Raw genomic sequence first — 231 nt, forward strand, 5'->3', positions numbered from 1 at the left:
TGATGGTTAAACTCGTGAAGGAATTAAAGGGAATCGATGTTCCAACACCGTTTCCAAGGTTGTCCTATGAAGAGGCGATGAACCGTTTTGGTTCTGATAAACCTGATACAAGATACGGTATGGAACTCATTGACATTTCAGAAGCTGTGCAGGACAGCGATTTTAAAGTATTTGCGAATACTGTGGAAAATGGTGGAGTAGTAAAAGGTATTTGTGTCAAAGGCATAGCAG

The 231-nt window shown here is 40.7% G+C and carries 1 pseudogene; it reads left to right on the forward strand.

From position 1 onward, the window contains the following. Positions 1-14: 14 nt before the first annotated feature. Positions 15-231: pseudogene (locus AOA61_RS00170) on the forward strand (Asp-tRNA(Asn)/Glu-tRNA(Gln) amidotransferase GatCAB subunit C); the annotation flags it as partial.

The sequence above is a fragment of the Pseudomonas sp. 2995-1 genome (assembly GCF_002742505.1).
GTDB classification, from domain to species: domain Bacteria; phylum Pseudomonadota; class Gammaproteobacteria; order Pseudomonadales; family Pseudomonadaceae; genus Aquipseudomonas; species Aquipseudomonas sivasensis.